A 17,519-nucleotide genomic window follows, 5' to 3' on the forward strand; every position below is an offset into this window, starting at 1 on the left:
TAAATAAAATTATTGAGGAGGAAAAATGACTAATATTAAAGATAATATTAAATTTGGATGGAACTTTGATAATACCTATGTTAATTTTCCTAAGTTATTTTTTAGCAAAATTAAATTAGATCCAGTACGTTCTCCGAAATTAGTTATATTAAATGATGAATTAGCAAAATCATTAGGATTAAATAGCGAAAATCTTAAAACTCCTGAAGGAGTATCTATACTTTCTGGTAATAAATATGCAGAAAATGGAGCATATATAGCACAAGCTTATGGAGGACATCAGTTTGGACATTTTACAATTTTAGGAGATGGAAGAGCACTATTAATAGGTGAGCAAATAAACCCTTCTAAAGAAAGATATGATATTCAATTAAAAGGATCAGGAAGAACTCCTTATTCTAGAGGTGGAGATGGAAGAGCTGTACTAGGTCCTATGCTTAGAGAATACATTATAAGCGAGGCTATGTATAATCTTAAAATACCAACAACAAGAAGTTTAGCTGTGGTTGAAACAGGAGAAGCAGTAATTCGTGATGGTATAAAAAAAGGAGCTATACTGACACGTGTAGCTTCAAGTCATATTAGATTTGGAACATTCCAATATATATCTAGTTTTGGAGATATAGATCAATTAAAAAGTTTAGCTGATTACTGTATAAATAGACATTATCCTAATATAAGTGATGATGAAAATAAGTATATTAATTTCTTAAAAGAAGTAATAAGGGTTCAAGCAAGCTTAGTAGCAAAATGGCAATCTGTAGGATTTATACATGGAGTTATGAATACAGATAATATGACCATTAGTGGAGAGACAATAGACTATGGTCCATGTGCATTTATGGATAATTACGATCCAAATACAGTATTTAGTTCTATTGATACAAGAGGTCGTTATGCATATAAAAATCAACCAATTATTACAGAATGGAATTTATGTAGATTTGCAGAAGCGTTACTTCCTATATTACACGAAAATCAAGAAAAAGCTATAGAAATAGCTCAAGACGCAATATCTAATTTTTATGATATATATTATACAAATTGGATGTCTATAATGAGATCAAAGCTTGGAATATTTAATGAAGAAGCACAAGATAAAGCTATAATAGAAGATTTATTAAGTATGATGGAAAAGTACAATGAGGATTATACAAATACATTTATAGCATTAACTTTTAGTAAAAATAAAAATGAAGGTATGTTTAGCAGTACAGAATTTATAAATTGGTATAAGTTATGGCAGGAAAGATTAAAAAGACAAGTTCAGTCAAGTGAATTAGTCCATGAACTTATGAAAAACTCTAATCCATCAGTTATACCAAGGAATCATAGAGTAGAAGAGGTTTTAGAAGCGGCAGATAAAGGTGATTTTGATCCAATGAAAAAATTTTTAAATATATTATCAAAACCTTATGAGCACTCACAAGATCAAGAAGAATATTCAAAATTACCAAAGCCATCAAATTGTAAATATAGAACATACTGTGGAACTTGATATATAAGGTTATAATACAATAATTTTATATATTTTATGAAATACTAAATAAAAAATAGATAAAATATGTAATATATTGAAGAAAATTATGATACAATTAATATAAAGATATTGAATGATAGAGAATTGAGTTTAGAATAAAAATAGAGTAATTTCTAATTTGATTTTAGAAACTACTCTATTTTATTTTATGGTTGAATGAACTAATAAGGGTATAAAGATAATAAAATTTATATAAAAATGCTTTAAACATATATTTAATAGAATCTTATACAGGGGGAAAGATGGAAAAAGTATTAGAAATAGTAGATAATTATATATTAATTTTAGATACATATGGGAATATAAAATTTTGCAATAAAAAACTATTAGAAAAACTTGAATACAGTATAGATGAGATTATTAATTTAAGGTTTGATAAGATTACACACAATGGAAATAACAATTTACAAGAATATATAGATGCTACAGAAGAATCTAACAATTTTACTAAAGATATAGAATTAGTGCTGTATTCTAAAACAAAAACAGAATTACACTTCTTTGGAAAAATACTAGTGGATAATTTCAAATCGGAAAAATCTATAATGGTAATTCTAAAGGACTTTTGTGAAAAAACATATACAAGAGAAGACTTAGAAAAAATGTTAGATAACATGCCTTTTAATTGTTGGTTAAAAAATACAGAGGGACAATACTTGTATATTAATGAATCTTATGCAAAGGAATTAAATGACACTAGAATAAATATTTTAGGCAAAAAAACAAATGTATATTGGAGTAAAGATAATAGTGATTCTTTTACAAAGATGGATAGAGAAGTAATAGAAACTAAAAAGTATCAGTTAACAGAAAGTTACTCTAAAGAAAAAAATGGTTCGGATTTATGGGTAGAGGTATACAAGGCACCTATTTTTAACTCTAATAATGAAGTAGAGTATGTTTTAGGATTTACAAAAGATATTACCCTACAGAAGAAGATGTCAAATGAAGTAGATATTAGCAATACATATCTAAATAATTTGAATAATATACTTATGAGTAATAATACTAAAAATAATATTAATGATATATTAAGTAATACTGGTGAGAATATATTAAAATATTTTGGATGTGATGGAGTATCGGTAATTTTACTAGATAAAGAAAAGTCTTATTTGGATATGAGTATAAGCGTAGGTGCAAGTAAGAAGAATAAAGTAAATGAAGCATTGATTAAAATTAATATAGAAGAACTTCATAAGTTAAGCAGCAACTTAGAAGGTATTCACAATATAAATAGCATCGATAATAAATTATTAAAAGTACATATGAGTAAAAATAACATAGAAAATATAGGGATATATAATATAGAATTTAATGATGAAATTATTGGATTTTTAGTGATTACCTATTTAAAAGGGAATACTCCAAAGTTCAATAAATCAGATTATCTAAAGACTATATCAAGAAATATTGCGACTATGATAAAAAGTAGATCTTTATCTAAAGATTTGCAAGAAGAGTTTAATAAACGTAGAAAAATAGAAAGTGAGCTAGAGTTATTCTTAGATATATCAGTTGACCTTATTGCTAGAGGGAGTATAGATGGCAAAATAACTCATATAAATAATAATTGGCAAGATAGTTTAGGCTGGAGTAAAGATGAGTTATTATCAATGAATATACTAGATATAATCCATTATGATAATAAAGATACTTATATAGATACTAAAAGAAGTCTAAATAATGATGAAGGATCTACAGTATGTAAGCTATTGTGTAAAGATGGTAGTTATATATGGGTAGAATTAAATTATAAAGTCTTAAGATGTGAAGATACATTTATGATTACAGCAAAAGATATAAGTAAACAAAAAGAAGAAGAAGAGCAGCGTAAAATTTTAGAAGAAGCAATGCAACTAGAAAGTTTAAAGAATGAATTTTTTGCTAATATATCACATGAGTTTAGAACTCCTATTAATATAATATTAGGAACTATGCAGCTAATGAAAAGAAATGTAGATCAAAATAAGATACATTGGGATGAAAGTCTAAATTTAGAATCTCATATAAATTACATAAAGCAAAATGCATATAGATTATTAAGATTAGTAAATAATCTTATCGACATTACTTGCATTGATTCAGGATATTATCAACTACAACTTGGAAATTATAATATAGTAGAAATTATAGAAAATATAACATTATCTGTAGCACAATATACTAAAGATAAGGGTATAAATCTTATATTTGATACTAATTGTGAAGAAAAAATTATTGCTTGTGATCCAGATAAAATAGAAAGAATAGTATTGAATTTATTATCTAATGCTATTAAATATACGGATAAATCAGGAAATATATATGTAGGGCTAAAAATAGAGGATGATATAGTTAAGATATCAGTAAAAGATGATGGAGTTGGTATGTCTAGTGATAAATTAGATATAATTTTTGATAGATTTAAGAGAATAGATAATAATTTAAATAGAAAATGTGAAGGTAGTGGAATTGGATTATCACTAGTAAAATCATTAGTAGAACTTTTAGATGGAAGAATATATGTAAGTAGTGAATTGGGAGTAGGATCTGAGTTTATTTTTGAGCTACCAAACAAAGTAATACAAGATTATTCTAAATCTATTTTAGATAGAAATATTCCAAAGAGCACACAAATTGAAAAGTGTAATATAGAATTTTCTGATATATATTCATATAATCTTACTTAAATATAAGTAAGATTATATGAAATTTATTTTATAAATACAATGAAATATAATTATAATATAGATAGTAGGCTATTAAATTATTTAAATTTAATGGCTTTTTTTATTATATAGAAATTATAACTTATAAAAAGAAAGAATAATAAAATGTAAAATATAATAATACATTGTATACAAAAAGAAATTTTAATGAAAGTACTTTCGAAGATTTTATAAAAAAAGTTCTAAAGCTAACAAAAAAATAAAAAAATTTGCAAAAAACATGAAAATGTTTTCAAAAACTTTCAAAATTGTTGATATAAATAATAAATATAGTTACAATTACTAATATAAAGACAGTGGGATATATAATATATAAAAATTATATATTTTCATAACTTAACTAATCAAAAGGGGATGGGTTATGTGGAATATTCAGAAAACTCTATTTTGAAAAATTTAAAGTTAAGATATGATACATTTACTAATGTAGAAAAAACCATAGCTGAATTTTTTATAAATAATAAAGAATTAAAAAATCTTTCATCTAAAAATGTAGCAGAAAGTTTATTTGTGTCAGAAGCTTCTTTATCTAGGTTTGCAAAGAAATGTGGGTATAAAGGTTTTAGAGAATTTATATTTGAATATGAGAAAAATATTAGCAAATATAATAAGGAAGAAATTTCAAATTTAGTAATTAATACATATCAAGACTTATTAGATAACTGTCATAAAATAATAAATAAAGATCAAATGAAAAAAATTGCTCATTTTCTAACAAAATCTAAAAAGGTTTGTGTTTTTGGAATGGGTAGTTCAGGAATAGCAGCAGAAGAAGTACACTTAAGGTTTATGAGATTAGGTTTAAATATAGAAGCTGTGTCTGATTCTCATAGGATAAAAATGCTAGCATCTTTAGCTAATGAGGAAAGTGTTATAATTGCTATATCTTTAAGTGGAACAACAAAAGAAATACTTCAAGGAATAAGTATAGCAAAGTCAAATGGGGCTAAAGTTATAATGTTAACGTCAAACAGATCATATCACCTAGCTAGTTTTTGCGACGAAATTATATTAATCCCAACTATAAAAGATTTAGAAGCAGGAGATTGTATATCACCACAATTTCCAATTTTAGTAATGATAGATGTATTATATACATATTTCATAGATAATGAATGTTACTATAAAACTAAGTTAAATACTTTAAATGCACTATTTAAGTATGATGAAAGTGATATAATAATTTAATTTGTTTTACTGGGTATTTTATACCTTAATAAAATAAAAAAGAAGGGATGAGGTTATGAAGTTCAAAAAAGTAGTAAGTTTATGTATTACATCTTTACTAGCATTAAACTTAGTAGCTTGTTCAAGTACTGACAGTGGTTCAGGAGGAGAAGGGGAGACTCCTAGTAAACAAGCAGCTCAGGCAAATACTCTTTATAGTAATGGAGGACCTGAAGAATTCTTCGAAGCACCATGGCTTAACCCAGGTAGCTTTGTTTACAACAAGGTATTATATGACAGATTGATTTATGCTGATGAAAATCTAGATCCTATTTCAGGGGAAGGACAATTAGCAAAAACTTATAATATGTCAGAAGATGGTAAGAATCTTACATTTGAGCTTAGGGAAAACATTTTCTGGCACGATGGAGAACCAATAACAGCAGAAGATATAAAATGGAGTATAGAATATAGTTTAAAAACAACTGTACTTAATAATGTTTTTGCAAATACATTTAAATCACTAGAAGGAGCAACTGCTTACTTAGATGGTAAAGCAGATGAAATATCAGGGATTGTTATAGATGGTAATAAAATAGAGCTTAAATTTGAAAAGTTAGCTCCAGATGCATTACTTACATTTACACAATTTTCACCATTACCTAAAAAGCACTTAAAGGATGTTGATCCTGTTACTTTCCAACAATCAGAATTCTTTAGAAATCCTATAGGATCAGGACCATTTAAAGTTGAAGAAGTTAAGATGGGCAATTACACTACTTTAGCTGGATTTGATAAGTATTGGGATGGAACACCTTCATATAAAATGCACTTAAATCCAAGTGCAGGAGATAGTGATCCAAACTTAGTTACAAATGCAAAAGGTGGATTACTTGACTATGCTTATACAAAGAATATAGCAGATGTAAAAGCTCTTGAAGGAGTAGAAGGAATTAATGTAGATAAAGTTGATGTTAGATATACAAGATTATTCTTTGCAAATAAATTTAAAAAAGCTGATGGATCAGAAGCACCATTAGCAGATAAGAGAGTTCGTCAAGCTATAATGTATGCTTTAGATATGGATAAAATACTTGAAGGTATATTTGATGGATCAGCAGAAAAAGCAAATAGCTTAACTCCAAATGGTGTAGATAAAGTTGATGGATTAAACAATTATGATTACGATCCAGAAAAAGCAAAAGCTTTATTAAAAGAAGCTAACTGGGATCCAAATACAGAGTTAGACGTAGTTTATTATTATGATGATCAACAAACAGTTGACTTAATGTCTATAATTCAAAACTATTTATCTCAAGTTGGTATAAAAATGAAGTTTAGACTTGTTGAAGGTGATTTAGCTACATTACTATGGTCACTACCTGAAGATCCTGTAAATGGACCATCAGCAGTTGATTTTGACTTATGTTATGGAGCTACAGCTGCATTATCTATGCATGAATACTATGATAGATATCAAACAGGTGCTGCTTTAAACTCACATACACCAGGAAGTGAAGAATTAGATAAATTAATAGAAGCAACAAATGCAACTATTGATGCAAAAGAGCAAAGAGAAGCATTCCATAACTTACAAAAATATGAAAATGAAGAATTATTTGTAATTCCTTTATACTATCAACCAATCTACGTTATAACAAGTGATAAGGTTCAAAACATGCCTGAAAAATTAGGTAATCCACAATTTAATTACAAGTGGGATGTACATAAGTGGACATTAGCTGAGTAATAAACTAAGGGTGGTATAACGAGAGTTATACAACCCTTTTATTTTAAGGAGGCGACTATGTTTAAATATACTATGAAGAAAATACTTGGAATGATTCCAATGTTATTTATAATTACTTTTATTATATATTTCTTACTAGATTTAACACCTGGAGATCCAGTATCACACTTAATGGACCCAGAAGCTTTAGCTAGACTTTCAGCAGATCAAATAAATGCACTTAGAGAAGCATATGGGCTAAATGATGGATTTATAGTTAGATATTTTAAATGGCTAGGTCAAATATTACAAGGAAACTTTGGATATAGCTCAACAAGTGGTGTACCAGTAATAGACATTATAAAAGAGTCATTACCAGCAACACTAGAATTATCAGGAGCAGCTTTAATAATATCAACTATATTAGGTAGTATACTAGGTGTTATAGGTGCAATTAAACGTGGATCTATAGAAGATAATGTTTTAACTGTAGCAGGTATGATAGGTGTATCTATACCACAATTTTTCTTTGGTATGGTTGCAATATTAATATTTGCATTAAATCTAGGTTGGCTACCAGTTGGTGGAAGAACCGCACCTGGAGTTGTAGGATTTATGGATAGAATAGAATACTTAATTCTACCATCTTTAGTATTAGGCTTATCACTTACAGCAGGGGTTATGAGATATGCAAGAACTAGTATGTTAAATACAATGAATAAAGAATATATAAGAACTGCAAGAAGTAAAGGAATACCTGAATGGAGAGTAAATTTAGTACATGGATTTAGAGTTTCTTTAACTCCAGTTATAGTACTAGTTGGATTTAGATTACCTACACTTATAGCTGGATCAGTAGTTATAGAATCTATATTCCAATGGCCAGGAGTAGGAAATGTATTTAATACAGCCATAAGGTCTGCAAACTACAATCTTGTAATGATAGTTGCGCTTATGTTTGTAGCCATGGTCTTAATAGCAAGTACATTAGTTGATATACTAACAGCTATTTTAGATCCTAGAGTTAAGCTTGAAGGATAGGGGGTACCATATGGATATTTTATCACCTAAAAAGAGATTATATAAGAAGTTTGATAAAATAAAAGAAAGAGAAGAAAACAAAACATACAAAGAAGTTAAAAATAGATCGTTAAAAAAATTATTTTCTAATAAGCTTACAACAATTGGCCTAGTAGTATTTATGATTATACTGTTGGCATGTATATTTGCTCCACTTTTAACTAAATATGATCCTCTAGCTGTTGATATGAGAAATATATTAAAGCCACCATCAAGTGAGCATATTTTGGGAACTGATAAAATCGGAAGAGATATATTCTCTAGAATATTATATGGAGGAAGATTATCAATACTAATTGGTTTTGGTAGCGCAATGGGATGTGCTATAATAGGCGTTATTTTAGGATGTTATAGTGGATATAAAGGTGGTATTCTAGATGCAATTTTAGTTAGAATATCTGAAATATTCATGTCATTCCCTCAATTAATATTAGTATTAATGCTAGTTTCAATAATTGGTCAAAGTGCTTTAAATATAGTAATAATATTTATAATTTGTGGTTGGGGAAGTGTATTTAGGATGGCAAGATCACAAATTTTATCTATAAGAGAGGAAGAATATGTTCAATCATTAAAGGTATTTGGATTAAATGATTTTGTAATTTGTTATAAGCACATGTTACCAAATATAATAGGACCAATATCTGTAAATATTACGCTAAGTACAGCAATGTTTATATTAGAGGAAGCTGCTCTTAGTTTCTTAGGATTAGGTGTTCCACTTGAAATTGCAACATGGGGTAATATATTAAATGCTTCACAAGATTTATTTACACTACAAAACAATTGGTGGATGTGGTTACCTGTTGGTATTGTTATATCGCTATTTGTTATGAGTATAAACTTTGTAGGAGATGGTTTAAGAGATTCAACAGATCCTACAAGTGTTGAATAGGGGGACAATATGGATAAAATTATTTCTGTTAAAAATCTTAAGACATATTTTTATGCTAATAATAGATGCAACAGGGCTCTAAATGGTGTATCTATGGATATAAAAAGAGGTAAAACGCTTTGTATAGTTGGAGAGTCAGGATGTGGTAAAAGTGTTACAGCATCATCTATAATGCAACTTTTACCTAAGTTTTCTAGAATCGAAGAGGGAGAAATAATATATCATAGTGAAGACGGTCATGATATTGCAATTCATGAGTTAGATAGAAACTCTAAAGAGATGAGACGTCTTAGAGGAAAAGATATAGCTATGATATTCCAAGATCCTATGACTGCATTAAATCCTGTATATACAATAGGATGGCAAATAGTTGAGATGATTAGAGCTCATGAAAATATATCTAAAAAAGAAGCTAAAGAAAGAGCTTTAAAATTACTTAAAGATATGGGAATACCATTAGCTGAAAAAAGAATAGATCAATATCCACATGAATTTTCAGGTGGGATGAGACAAAGGGCAATGATTGCAATGGCAATGAGTTGTAATCCAAAAGTATTAATAGCAGATGAGCCTACAACAGCTCTTGATGTTACAATACAAGCTCAGATATTTGAATTAATGGACAAATTAAAAAGGGAATACAATACAGCAATAATGCTAATAACACACGATATGGGGGTTGTATGTGAGTTAGCTGACGATGTTGCAGTTATGTATATGGGAAATATAATTGAAAGTGGTAGTGCAAAAGAAGTATTGGAAAATCCATCTCACCCTTATACACAGGCTCTACTAAAATCTATTCCTGTACTAGGTAAAGGAGCTGATCAAGAGATAAATCCAATACGAGGAGCTACTCCAGATCCTTTTGATAGACCACCAGGATGTCAATTTGCACCTAGATGTGATTATTATTGCAAAGAATGTGATGAAAAAATGCCTGATGAAAAAATAATAGGCGAAGGTACTCATATGGTTCGTTGTATAAAATCTAAGGAGGTGGTTTTAAATGGATAAAGAAGTTTTACTTACATTAAAGGGGGTAAAAAACTACTTTCCAGTAAAAGAAGGAGCACTATCAAAGCCAAAGAATTATGTAAAAGCAGTTAATGATATTAATTTAAAGATATACAAAGGGGAAACATTAGGGCTAGTTGGAGAGTCAGGTTGTGGGAAAACAACATTAGGTAAAACTATTTTACAATTATATAAAGCTACAGATGGAGAGATAATATATAACTTTGAGGATGGAGAAAGAGATCTCACTAAACTTAAAAAAAATGAAATGGATTTGGCACGTAAAAAGATCCAAATAGTATTTCAAGATCCACATTCATCTTTAAATCCTTCATTTACAATATATCAGTCGCTATCTGATCCTTTAAAGAAATTTGGAATAAAATCAAAAGAAGAAAGAAGAAAAATTATAGGGGACCTACTTGAAGCAGTAAATATGAGAAGAGAATATATGGATAGATATCCTCATGAATTTTCAGGTGGTCAACGTCAAAGAATAGGTATAGCAAGAGCTTTATCTATAAATCCAGAGCTAGTAATTTGTGATGAAGCAGTATCAGCTCTTGATGTATCAATACAAGCACAAGTTTTAAACTTATTAAAAGAATTAAAAGAAAAACATAACTTAACATATATTTTTATAACACATGACTTAAGTGTAGTTGAATATATAAGTGATAGAATTGCTGTAATGTATTTAGGTAAAATAGTAGAACTTGCAGATGCAAAATCATTATATAAAAATACACTTCATCCATATACTCAAGCTTTATTATCTGCAATACCAGTAGCAGATATAAACCATAAGAAAGAAAGAATTGTTCTAGAAGGAGATGTTCCAAGTCCAATGAATCCTCCTAGTGGATGCTTCTTCCATCCAAGATGTAGACATTGTATGGATATTTGTAAATCAGAAGCTCCAGAAATGAAATCTTATATTATTGATGGAAAAGAGCATTTTGTAGCATGTCATTTATCTTCAAAACGAATACAAGAGGAGGGAAACTATGAGCAAGCAAGAACTATTTGATTTATTAAAAGGTAATGTAATTGTTTCTTGCCAGGCATTACCAGGTGAACCGCTATACGTCGAAGATAAATCGATAATGTATTTAATGGCAAGGGCTGCAAAAGCAGCAGGTTCACCAGCTATTAGAACGAGCAGTATAAGAGATGTAAAAGATATAAAAGAAGAAACTAAGCTTCCTGTAATCGGGTTAATAAAGAAAAATTATGAAGGTTCAGAAGTTTATATAACTCCTACAATGAAAGAAGTAGATGATTTAGTAGAAGCTGAAGCTGACATAGTAGCACTTGATTGCACATTTTCAAAGAGAGTAAATGATGAACCAATTAATACATTTATAAAAAATATAAAAGAAAAATACCCTAATGTAGTTTTAATGGCTGATATATCTACTTATGAAGAAGGGATTAATGCTTATAAATGTGGAGTAGATATTATTGGAACTACTATGAATGGATACACAAATCAAAGTATAGAAGCAAATATAAGTAATTTAGAGTTAGTAAGTAGATTAGCAAAAGAAGTTCCTATACCAATAATAGCAGAGGGGAAAATACATTACCCATATCAAGTTAAGGAAATGCTTGATGCAGGAGCCTTTGCTGTTGTTGTTGGAGGAGCAATTACTAGACCTCTAGAAATAGCAAAGAGATTTGTAGATGCAGCAAAAGGAGAGTTAGCATAATGAATTACTTAGCTATTGATATAGGAGGAACAGCTGTAAAAATAGCCATTTTAAATAAAGATGGAGAAATATTAAGTTTTGATAAATATTCAGTTTGTTTTGATAAATATGAAACACCAATACTTGAAACTGTATTAAAATCTATAGATATATTTATAGAAGAAAATAATATAAAAAATTTTGATGGAATATGTGTATCGGCAACTGGACAAATAGATGTCAACAAAGGTGCTGTAATTGGAACTGGTGGTAATATAAAAAATTACGATGGTTCAGAAATTAAAAATAAATTAGAAAATAAGTACAAAGTTAAAACTACAGTAATTAATGATGCTAACGCTGCAGTGCTAGGTGAATTATTTTTAGGTAGAGCTAAGGGATTAAAAAATGTAGTTATGATTACTATTGGAACTGGAGTAGGTGGAGGAATAGTTGTAAATGGAAATATTCTACATGGGAACCTTGGTATAGGTGGAGAATTAGGGCATTTTTCTATAAATAATAGAGGAATAGAGTGCACTTGTGGTAATAGGGGTTGTTATGAAAGATATGCTTCTATGACAGCATTAATTAAAAGAGTAGAGGATAAACTTGGTATTCAAGATATAAATGGAAAAGATATATTTGATAGAATTTCAAGTGATAATATGGTTAAAGATATTGTAGATGAATGGATAGATGATATATCAGATGGTCTTGTATCTTTAGCCCATATATTTAATCCAGAAATTATATTAATAGGTGGAGCAGTAAGTAATCAGGAAGATTTATTTATAAACAAATTAAGAGAAAAAGTGAAAATAAAGGTTATGCCAAATTTTGCTTCAAATTTAAAAATTGAAGCCGCTAAATTAGGTAATGATGCAGGATTAGTAGGCGCATTATACTATTATTTAAAGGATGGGGAATAAGATGAATTATACACTAGAACAATTTAAAAATGTAACAGTTGCATTAAACACACCATTTAAAGAAAATGGAGAAGTTGACTTAGAAACTACAAGAAAACTAGTTAACTATTTATATAATAAAGGTATAAAGAATTTATATGTATGTGGAAGTACGGGAGAAGGCTTTTTATTAGACAATGAAGAAAGAAAAGCCGTAGTAGAAGCAGTTTGTGATGAAGTAAAAGATAAGATGACTATAATAGTTCATGTAGGTTGTGCAAGCACAAAACATTCATGTGAGCTTGCAAAACATGCTAAGGAGTGTGGAGCGCATGCAACTTCAGCAGTGCCAAGCGTATATTATAGACTTGGAGAAGAAAGTGTATACACTCACTGGACTGAAATAACAAAAGCAGCTGATCTACCATTCTTTATTTATAATATACCGCAGCTTACAGGATTTAATTTATCTGATAATCTTCTAAAAAGAATGTGTGAAAATCCAAAGGTAATAGGTGTTAAGTGTTCATCAGATCCTGCACATGATATTGCTAGATTTAAGGCAATTGGAGGAGAAGATTTCTTAGTATTTAATGGACCAGATGAACAATACTTAGCGGGAAGAATGATGGGGGCTGATGCAGGTATAGGTGGTACATATGCTGGAATGCCAGAATTATACTTAAAGTTAGAAGATTTAATAAGAAGAAATGAATTTGATAAAGCTAAAAAACTTCAATCTATAATGCTACAATATGTATACAGAATGTGTAGTTTTGGATCTTTATATGGATGTGTAAAATCATTAATAAAATTAGATGGTTTAGATATAGGTGTACCTAGGCTTCCATTTTTACCAGTAAGTAGTGAAGATGAGAAGCTAGTAGAACTATACAAAGATATTCAAAACACAATAATTGAGACTAGATCGTGGTAGGTGATATAATTGAATATCTTATGTTTTGGAGACTCTAATACACATGGATATAATCCAAAAGATGGAACTAGATACGAAAGGAATAAGAGATGGACTGGAATCTTACAAAATCTTTTAGGAGAAGAGGATTATGTTATAGAAGAAGGTTTAAGTGGAAGAACAACTGTATTTGAAGACCCAATACATGAAGGATTAAGTGGACTTAATCATATATACTCGTGTCTAATGACTCATGAACCGCTTGATTTACTTATAATAATGTTAGGCACTAATGATACAAAAGAACGATTTGGGGCTAATGCAAATGTTATATCATTAGGCTTATCTAGATTAATAGAGAAGGCTAAAAATACTAAACTTGCATTTAGAAATAATAAACCAAATATATTAATAGTTGCACCAATTCCTATTCGTCCAGAAATAAGTTCTGTTGAGTGTGGGGCTACTATGGGAAAAGGTTGCTCAGAAAAGTCATATGAATTAATACCTTTATATGAAAATGTGGCTAAAGAAATGGGATGTCATTTCTTTGATCCATCTTCATATGTATCTTGTAGCGATTATGACTATATGCACTTATCAGAAGAAGCTCATGAAATATTAGCAAATAAGCTTTATAATGTTATAAGTAATATAAAAACCGCGTTGGTATAATATCAATGCGGTTTTATATTATTTATATAAATGAATTTTATATCGTATTATATTGAAAAAATAAATAATAATATGTATAATATATTTAAAAATAAGATAAATATTCGTATATAATGGTAATATGGTCCATAAGTTTCTACGAACTCACCGTAAATGAGTTTACTATGAATAGTTCAAGTGCTTATTGTGTGATTTAAATATAATCCTATAAGATATATGTTCTATTCATTAGAGTATATATCTTTTTTTTTAAAATAAGTTAGGAGAAATTATACGATGGCTCAATTATACATAAAAAATTGTTATTTAATAACTATGAATGATGAAAGAGAAGTATATGAAAACGGAAGTATACTTATAGAAAATGATATTATAAAAGCAGTAGGTCATATAGATGAATCTATAGTAAATGAAGATGCAGAAGTATATGATGCATGTGGAAAAATATTAATGCCTGGATTTGTAAATACTCATGTTCATTTATCACAACAATTAGGTCGTGGAATAGCGGATGATGTTACTTTACTTACATGGTTAAGAGATAGAATATGGCCTTATGAGAGTAGTTTTGATTATGAGGATTCATTAATATCATCTACTGCATGTTGTATAGAATTGATAAAATCAGGAGTTACAACTTTTTTAGAATCAGGCGGACAATATGTAGATGCAATGGTCGAAGCTGTTGATAAAACTGGTATAAGAGCATGTCTTGCAAAGTCTGTAATGGACAATGGAGAAGGTTTACCGAAAGCTTGGCAAAAAACTTGTGACGAAGAATTAAATGCTCAAATTGAGTTATTTGAGAAATTTAATAATACATGTGATGGAAGGGTTAAAATATGGTTTGGACTAAGAACTATATTCAATAATTCAGATGAATTAATTGTAAGGACAAAAGAGCTTGCAGATAAATATAATACTGGAATCCATATGCATATAGCTGAAATTGCAGATGAAATAGACTTTGCTAAAACTAGAAAAGGATTTGGTACAGTAGAGCATTTAAATGAGTTAGGTGTATTAGGTCCAAATTTATTAGCTGTTCATACAGTTTGGTTAACTAATAGAGAACTTGATCTATTCAGATTAAATAATGTTAAGGTTTCGCACAATCCAGCAGCTGCAATGAAGGTTGTATTAGGATTTGCATCAATACCAGAAATGCTTCATAAAGGTATACCTGTATCTATAGGAACAGATGGAGCACCTTCTAATAATAGAATGGATATGATGAGAGATATGTATTTAACATCCCTTATACATAAAGGAAGAACTTTAAATCCAGAAGTTGTTTATGCAGAACAAATACTAGAAATGGCAACGTTAAATGGTGCTAAGTGTGCACTTATGGAAGATAAAATAGGAAGCTTAGAAGTTGGTAAAAAAGCAGATATGATAATATTAAATGGAAATGATATACACTCTTTACCAATGCATAATCCTATAGGTAATATAGTTTATTCAATGACTAGTGAAAATGTTGAGTCTACTATATGTAATGGTAAATGGCTTATGAAAGAAAGAGAAATTACTGTTTTAGATGAAGCTGAGTTACTTGAAAAAGTTAAGGTTCAAGCCGAAAAGATAAGAAAAAAAGCTAATGTAAATTTACCATCTAAGTTTAAGATTATTAAGTAATTTAATATAAAAATAAAAATGGGACTGTAGGTAGTTTTGTGTAAATACAAACTTACCTACAGTCTTTTTTGAATGTAAAATTGGTAAGTTTGGAATAATATTCATATTAAACTTTTGGAGGTAAAGAAATGAAAGATCAAAGAGAAATAATTATTCCAGATTTAGACTACCAAGCTGAAGTAAGAAAATGTAAAACCATGGAAGATGTAGTTGGTAAAAATGGATTAATGCAAAAGCTGTTCAAAGATATTATCCAACAATTGCTAGAAGCAGAAATGGAAGAACATCTGGGAAGAGAAAGGCATGAAAGAAGTAATGAAGCTAATCCAAACTATAGGAATGGATATAGTTCTAAGACTATTGAAAGTAGTTTTGGTGAAGTTGGCCTAGATATACCAAGAGATAGAAAAGCACAATTTGAACCGAAGGTTGTTAAAAAGTATGAAACTGTATGTAATGAACTAGATAAAAAAATAATAGGTCTTTATGCCTGTGGTATGAGTGTAAGAGATATCCAATCTGAAATGGAAGAACTATATGGCATTGATGTGTCTCCTGCAATGATATCTAAGATAACAGATAAGGTTGTAGAGGCTGCCGCCGAATGGCAAAGCAGAGAACTTGATGAAATATACCCAATCGTATATATGGATGCTATGCATTTTAAAGTAAGAGATGATAATAAAATAGTTTCAAAGGCAGCATATATATGTATGGCTTTAGATATGAAAGGAAAAAAAGATATATTAGGTATTTGGATTGGTGAATCAGAAGGCGCAAAATTTTGGCTATCAGTTTGTAATGATTTGAAAAATAGAGGCGTAGATGATATTTTAATTGCATGTATGGATGGTTTAAAAGGTCTACCTGAAGCAATTAAAACTGTATATCCAGATGTAAGTATTCAAACTTGTATAGTTCATCAAATTAGAAACTCTCTTAAATATATAGCATCAAAAGATCAGAGAGAGTTTATGAAAGATTTAAAAAGTGTTTATAGGGCATTTAACGAAGAAACAGCACTTAAAAATTTAGATATTCTTAAGGAGAAATGGTATTCAAAATATTCTGTTGTAATAGATTCATGGTACAATAACTGGAGTAATCTGAATACGTATTTTGAATATCCACATGAAATTAGAAGAATTATTTATACTACAAATGCTCTTGAGGGATTTAATAGACAGTTAAGAAAATATACTAAGGTAAGAACTGTATTTCCAACAGATGAGTCACTAAGAAAATCACTATATTTATCTACCATGAAAATTATGGAGAAATGGACCTCTCCAAACCAAAATTGGGCGTCTACTTTAGGACAGCTTACAATTATGTTTGGAGAAAGGATACCTAACTCTTACACAATATAAATTTTTTTAAAATTATGGAAAATTTAGTGTATAAATAACTAAATTAAACACATAATAATTGTGTAAAGAATTCCAGTATTAGTATTTCTCAAAAATAAAAAAATATTACTGGAATTTGAAATTTCCAGTAATATAAATTATAAAAAATCTTATTTACACAAATCTATAGACATTCT

General features: G+C 29.0%; 14 protein-coding genes and 1 riboswitch. All 14 genes read left to right on the forward strand.

Annotated features, from left to right (window positions below; translation table 11 throughout):
* Positions 1-25 precede the first annotated feature (25 nt).
* The gene (locus HF520_RS01650; RefSeq protein ID WP_168572374.1) at positions 26-1,498 is read left to right on the forward strand and encodes a protein adenylyltransferase SelO; all 1,473 of its coding nucleotides are present in this window, start codon (positions 26-28) and stop codon (positions 1,496-1,498) included.
* A 284-nt stretch (positions 1,499-1,782) separates the two neighbouring features.
* Entirely contained in the window at positions 1,783-4,212 is a 2,430-nt protein-coding gene (locus HF520_RS01655) for a PAS domain S-box protein (RefSeq protein WP_168572375.1), read from the forward strand.
* Positions 4,213-4,614: 402 nt separating this feature from the next.
* A complete protein-coding gene (locus HF520_RS01660; RefSeq protein WP_168572376.1) occupies positions 4,615-5,439 on the forward strand; it encodes a MurR/RpiR family transcriptional regulator in 825 nt (274 codons plus the stop codon).
* 55 nt (positions 5,440-5,494) lie between these two features.
* Positions 5,495-7,168, forward strand: a complete 1,674-nt coding sequence (locus tag HF520_RS01665) for an ABC transporter substrate-binding protein (RefSeq protein WP_168572377.1) — start codon at positions 5,495-5,497, stop codon at positions 7,166-7,168.
* 57 nt (positions 7,169-7,225) lie between these two features.
* A complete protein-coding gene (locus HF520_RS01670; RefSeq protein WP_168572378.1) occupies positions 7,226-8,188 on the forward strand; it encodes an ABC transporter permease in 963 nt (320 codons plus the stop codon).
* A gap of 10 nt (positions 8,189-8,198) precedes the next feature.
* The gene (locus tag HF520_RS01675; protein ID WP_168572379.1) at positions 8,199-9,122 is read left to right on the forward strand and encodes an ABC transporter permease; all 924 of its coding nucleotides are present in this window, start codon (positions 8,199-8,201) and stop codon (positions 9,120-9,122) included.
* A gap of 9 nt (positions 9,123-9,131) precedes the next feature.
* A complete protein-coding gene (locus HF520_RS01680; protein WP_168572380.1) occupies positions 9,132-10,139 on the forward strand; it encodes an ABC transporter ATP-binding protein in 1,008 nt (335 codons plus the stop codon).
* Complete coding sequence (locus HF520_RS01685; protein WP_168572381.1) at positions 10,132-11,169, forward strand: ABC transporter ATP-binding protein; 1,038 nt, start codon at positions 10,132-10,134, stop codon at positions 11,167-11,169. Before HF520_RS01680 ends, HF520_RS01685 begins: the two co-directional genes overlap by 8 nt.
* On the forward strand, positions 11,147-11,851 hold the full coding sequence (locus tag HF520_RS01690) for an N-acetylmannosamine-6-phosphate 2-epimerase (RefSeq protein WP_168572382.1): 705 nt from the start codon (positions 11,147-11,149) through the stop codon (positions 11,849-11,851). The genes HF520_RS01685 and HF520_RS01690 overlap by 23 nt, the downstream gene beginning before the upstream one ends.
* The gene (locus HF520_RS01695) at positions 11,851-12,762 is read left to right on the forward strand and encodes an ROK family protein (RefSeq protein ID WP_168572383.1); all 912 of its coding nucleotides are present in this window, start codon (positions 11,851-11,853) and stop codon (positions 12,760-12,762) included. The genes HF520_RS01690 and HF520_RS01695 overlap by 1 nt, the downstream gene beginning before the upstream one ends.
* 1 nt (position 12,763) lies before the next feature.
* Positions 12,764-13,678: a dihydrodipicolinate synthase family protein gene (locus tag HF520_RS01700; protein ID WP_168572384.1), complete on the forward strand. Its 915-nt coding sequence runs from the start codon at positions 12,764-12,766 to the stop codon at positions 13,676-13,678.
* A gap of 9 nt (positions 13,679-13,687) precedes the next feature.
* Positions 13,688-14,332 (forward strand): SGNH/GDSL hydrolase family protein, encoded by a 645-nt coding sequence (locus HF520_RS01705; protein ID WP_168572385.1) that lies wholly within the window; start codon positions 13,688-13,690, stop codon positions 14,330-14,332.
* An 84-nt stretch (positions 14,333-14,416) separates the two neighbouring features.
* Positions 14,417-14,517: riboswitch (purine riboswitch) on the forward strand.
* A gap of 91 nt (positions 14,518-14,608) precedes the next feature.
* Positions 14,609-15,973, forward strand: a complete 1,365-nt coding sequence (locus HF520_RS01710) for an amidohydrolase (RefSeq protein WP_168572386.1) — start codon at positions 14,609-14,611, stop codon at positions 15,971-15,973.
* Positions 15,974-16,101: 128 nt separating this feature from the next.
* A complete protein-coding gene (locus HF520_RS01715; protein ID WP_168572333.1) occupies positions 16,102-17,343 on the forward strand; it encodes an IS256 family transposase in 1,242 nt (413 codons plus the stop codon).
* Positions 17,344-17,519 lie beyond the last annotated feature (176 nt).

The sequence above is a fragment of the Romboutsia sp. CE17 genome (assembly GCF_012317385.1).
In the GTDB taxonomy this organism is placed as follows: domain Bacteria; phylum Bacillota; class Clostridia; order Peptostreptococcales; family Peptostreptococcaceae; genus Romboutsia_E.